The following is a 4,377-nucleotide window of genomic DNA, read 5'->3' as shown; positions in this document are numbered from 1 at the left end:
TACTACGATGAACTCCTAACTGATTGGCAATCTTTGTTTGATTAAAACCAGCTTGTATTAGAGCTTCGATTTGGTATCTTTGCTCAACGGTTAATTGTTTATATTTTTTCATGAAAGACAAATTTAGCCTTTTGACCTTAAACACTTGGAGGAAAACTCCAAGTGTTTTTAATTTATCTGTTGCACTTATAACTTGAACTTACAAATCATTTAAAACAGAAAAATTATGGGAAGAAGAAAATTGGTTAAAGTTCGCAATTACGAGAAAGCGGTTACACGCTTGGCATCTATCAAAAGTATTGATGTTTCACTAGATTTGGGCAATGAAGTTACCGCAGCAAAATACGAAACAGAAATAACAAAGTTTAAAAAAAACTTAGATGCGTACAATACCGCTTTAAGCACTATTGATGATTTATACAATGATTGTATAACGCAAGAAAGCGTGCTAAAAGAATGGAATGAGCGGGTGTTAAACGGAGTAGGGTTTAAATTCGGAAAGGACAGCTCACAATACGAAATGGCGGGCGGAACCCGAAAAAGTGAGCGTAAAAAGCAAACTCCTAAAAATCCCAAGTAAAATTTAAAAATCCCATAAAAAACATATTTTATGGGATTTTTTTTAAATATACTTTTCGAAAAAGTCTTCGATTTAGTGGATGTGAAAAGGTCAATCATTTCTTAACTTTCCAAGTGTTTAATACCCTTTGAAGGGTTTGCTATTTAAAAACCATCGTAAAGCGGAAGTTTTATTTAAGCGAATTAATCAGCAGTTGTGCAGTGGCTTCATTCGTGGCAAGTGGAATATTATGTACATCACACACACGAATGAGCATATTGATGTCTACTTCGTGTGCATGGCTCGAATTAGGGTCTTTAAAAAATAAAACCATCTTTGTTTTTCCCTCTGCTACTCGAGCGGCAATCTGGGCGTCTCCTCCCATCGGACCGGACAGCATTTTTTTTACTTTAAAACCCGCACTTTCGGCTTTACCACCGGTGGGTGCCAGTTGTAATAATTGTAATTCTAGGTTGAGAAAGTAGGCTTTTATTTTTGTTTAAAAACTGAACCATATCTGCTTTCATCCTGTCGTGTGCGATAATTGCGATTTCCATAATTATTTGTTTAAAACGTGATATTGAATCAATCCATCAATCGGACGACGCAAAACATTGCCTAGTTTCAAATTATTTTGATCCAAAACCACTTTTAATTCTTCTTTTAAATAAAAAGCAATCGATCCAATAAAATGAATCGGTACTTCATGGCAGTTTTCGTATTGTGTGATGTAATTATCTACAAAAGTTTGCATCGCAGTTTTGATTATCTTTTGGCAAAACTCGTGTTCCTTATTTTGTATCAAAAACTTGGCAAAAGTGGCCAAATAAGCATTTGGGTTGGCTTCTTTGTATAAATTGTGTTTGATAAAATCAGCATCCAAGTTGTACTCTTTACTAAAGAGTTGTGCCAAATCGGCAGGCATTTTATTGAAATAATAACTTCGAATTAAGGTGCGTCCAAATCGATTGCCGCTGCAATCATCCATTGCTATATATCCCAAGGATTGTACTTTTTGGTGTAAGACGTTACCGTCAAAGTAACTGCAATTGGATCCAGTACCTAAAATAGCAACAATGGCTTTTTCGTGTTTGGGTGTAGTAGCATAAACCGCCGCATAGGTATCTTCTTGAACAGAAATATAGGCTTTTGCAAAATATTCTTCGAACACTTTAGCGAGAAAGTTTTTCATTCGATCGGTACCACAACCAGCACCGTAAAAATAAAGATGCGTGACGCTGTTTTTATTGTGTAATATATCAAATCGATCGTCCAAGCGTTCTATGATTTGTTCTTTTTCCAAAACCTCAGGATTTAAACCTAATGTTTGAGTGGTAAATAATACTTTGCCGGAATCGTCAATGGCAATCCAATCGGCTTTAGTGGAACCACTGTCTACTAGTAATTTCATTTATTTTACAAAAAAAGTTATTAAAATTGATTTTATGAATCTGCTAAATTGTGTTACAAATGCCGTTAATCCGATAAATATAGCACATTTTAATGGATGTTTTTTTTAGAAACCCGGTTTTCGTTGAAAATGTAGTGTTCAGAAATTCCGAAAACCCCTAGCCCCGATAGTAGTGAAAATCCTTTTTTTTTCTTTTTGGAAAAAAAAGATTGTAACGGATAGCGGGAAATAGCTCCAAAAAACAAAAATCCCACTGAAATGCATCAATGGGATTTTGCTCAACATATTATTTTAAACCCGCAATGTGAACCGATAAATCAATCAATTTGCTTGAATATCCGTACTCGTTATCGTACCAAGAAACAATTTTGAAAAATGTAGCATTCAATCCGATTCCTGCTTTTGCATCAATGATAGAGGTGCGAGAATCTGAAATAAAATCTTGCGAAACTACGTCGTCTTCTGTAAATCCTAACACCCCTTTCATCGTTGTTTCCGATGTTTTTTTCAAAACCGCCATGATTTCTTCGTAAGTCGTTTCTTTGGCCAATTTTACGGTTAAATCCACTACAGAGACATCGGCAGTTGGCACTCGCATCGACATTCCTGTAAGTTTTCCGTTTAGTTCTGGAATTACTTTTCCTACTGCTTTTGCTGCACCTGTAGAAGCGGGAATGATGTTTAAAAGCGCTGCACGACCACCTCGGAAATCTTTTTTGGAAGGGCCATCGACGGTGAGTTGTGTCGCAGTGGTGGCGTGAATGGTTGTCATCAAACCTTCTACGATTCCGAAATTATCATTCAATACTTTTGCCAGTGGCGCCAAACAGTTGGTGGTACACGACGCGTTGGAAACAATGGTATCGTTTGCGGTAGCTTTATCGTGGTTGACACCCATTACAAACATTGGAGCATCGGCAGAGGGTGCTGAAATGACCACTTTTTTTGCACCACCCACAATGTGAGCTTGAGCGCTTTCGAGCGTGGTAAAAATTCCAGTACAATCGGCTACAACTTCCGCTCCTACTTCGTCCCATTTCAAATCGGCTGGATTTCTTTCGGCAGAAACGCGGATTAATTTATCGTTTACATATAGTTTTCCCTCTTTTACTTCCACAGTTCCGTTAAACCGACCGTGTACCGAATCGTATTTAAGCAAATAAGCCAAATGATCTACATCAAGCAAATCATTGATCGCTACTACTTCAACGTTATCTCTGTTGAATGTTTCTCTAAATACAATTCGACCAATTCGTCCAAAACCGTTTATTCCTAATTTTACTTTTGACATATTACTGTTTGATTTTATTAAAGTTGATAACTTTAAAAGTGTTATAATTTATTTGTTATGTAGACATAATTTCGGATACGCGAAGTAGTTCGGTATCGATGGGATAATGGCCTTTAATTGCTTGTTCCAAAGGCGTAAGTGCGACTTCATCTTTAAGAATTCCAACCATGTAATTTGATTTTCCTTCTAATAAGGATTCCACGGCTTTCACTCCCAATCTACTGGCTAAAACGCGGTCGAAACATGAAGGAGCTCCACCCCGCTGCATGTGTCCAAGGACCGAAACGCGGATGTCGTATTCGGGTAAATGCGATTCGATGTAATCTTTTAACTCAAAGACATTTTTGCCCATTTTATCGCCTTCGGCAACCACCACGATGCTGGATGATTTTCCTGAAGCTTTACTTTTTTGTAACGATTCCAATAAACGATCTAAACCTAAATCTTCTTCAGGAATCAAAATTTCTTCGGCACCCGCTCCAATACCGCCATTTAAAGCAATATGACCTGCATCACGTCCCATTACTTCTACAAAAAATAAACGGTTGTGTGAACTGGCAGTATCCCGAATTTTGTCAATACATTCTACCACGGTGTTCAAAGCCGTGTCGTAACCCAAAGTATGACTTGTACCGTAAATATCATTATCAATTGTTCCGGGAATTCCCATAACAGGAAAATTAAACTCGTGGTTAAAAACTTCAGCACCCGTGAAACTTCCGTCACCACCAATAACAACTAAGGCATCTACCCCTGCTTTTACCAAGTGAGTGTGTGCTTGTTTTCGACCTTCGGCAGTCATGAATTCTTTTGAACGTGCAGATTTTAAAATAGTTCCTCCTTTATTGATAATGTTATTGACACTTCGGGGTCCCATTTCTTTAAAATCGCCTTCAATCATTCCTTGATAACCTCGGTAAATCCCAACGCATTCAATCCCGTGATACGCACACGTACGAACTACAGAACGGATTGCAGCGTTCATTCCTGGGGAATCACCACCGGAGGTTAGTACTCCTATTTTTTTAATCGTTTTTGACATTCAATGTGTAATTTAATTGCTAATTTAACCAAGATTAATCATTAAAAGTGTACTAAAATAATAATTTAATAAAC

The 4,377-nt window shown here is 37.4% G+C and carries 5 protein-coding genes and 1 pseudogene; 1 reads left to right on the top strand and 5 read right to left on the bottom strand.

The genetic code is table 11. The annotated features are described in order from the left end of the window. On the bottom strand, positions 1-112 hold a 112-nt coding region (locus tag ACIQ2X_RS14150; RefSeq protein ID WP_396179588.1), incomplete at its 3' end, for a helix-turn-helix domain-containing protein. A 114-nt stretch (positions 113-226) separates the two neighbouring features. Between ACIQ2X_RS14150 and ACIQ2X_RS14145 the strand changes: the two genes are divergently transcribed. Continuing rightward, positions 227-580 (top strand): hypothetical protein, encoded by a 354-nt coding sequence (locus ACIQ2X_RS14145; RefSeq protein WP_396179587.1) that lies wholly within the window; start codon positions 227-229, stop codon positions 578-580. A gap of 169 nt (positions 581-749) precedes the next feature. Here the strand turns inward: ACIQ2X_RS14145 and ACIQ2X_RS14140 are convergent. From ACIQ2X_RS14140 to pfkA, 4 genes and pseudogenes are all read right to left on the bottom strand, one after another. Further along, positions 750-1,116 (bottom strand): annotated as a pseudogene (locus ACIQ2X_RS14140) (methylglyoxal synthase). Between the two features lie 2 nt (positions 1,117-1,118). Next, complete coding sequence (locus ACIQ2X_RS14135; protein WP_396179586.1) at positions 1,119-1,970, bottom strand: N-acetylglucosamine kinase; 852 nt, start codon at positions 1,968-1,970, stop codon at positions 1,119-1,121. 286 nt (positions 1,971-2,256) lie between these two features. Continuing rightward, positions 2,257-3,261: a type I glyceraldehyde-3-phosphate dehydrogenase gene (gene gap, locus ACIQ2X_RS14130; protein WP_396179585.1), complete on the bottom strand. Its 1,005-nt coding sequence runs from the start codon at positions 3,259-3,261 to the stop codon at positions 2,257-2,259. Positions 3,262-3,316: 55 nt separating this feature from the next. Next, positions 3,317-4,303, bottom strand: coding sequence for a 6-phosphofructokinase (pfkA, locus tag ACIQ2X_RS14125; protein ID WP_396179584.1), 987 nt, complete (start codon positions 4,301-4,303; stop codon positions 3,317-3,319). Between the last annotated feature and the right edge of the window lie 74 nt (positions 4,304-4,377).

This window comes from Flavobacterium sp. (assembly GCF_044368625.1).
GTDB lineage: Bacteria > Bacteroidota > Bacteroidia > Flavobacteriales > Flavobacteriaceae > Flavobacterium.
This window is presented reverse-complemented; position numbering and strand designations above follow the sequence as displayed.

What these genes read in the sequence shown, in the direction of transcription:
- ACIQ2X_RS14145 (WP_396179587.1), top strand. Translation starts at nt 227, where the DNA reads ATGGGAAGAAGAAAATTGGTTAAAGTTCGCAATTACGAGAAAGCGGTT.
- ACIQ2X_RS14135 (WP_396179586.1), bottom strand. Translation starts at nt 1,970, where the DNA reads ATGAAATTACTAGTAGACAGTGGTTCCACTAAAGCCGATTGGATTGCC.
- gap (WP_396179585.1), bottom strand. Translation starts at nt 3,261, where the DNA reads ATGTCAAAAGTAAAATTAGGAATAAACGGTTTTGGACGAATTGGTCGA.
- pfkA (WP_396179584.1), bottom strand. Translation starts at nt 4,303, where the DNA reads ATGTCAAAAACGATTAAAAAAATAGGAGTACTAACCTCCGGTGGTGAT.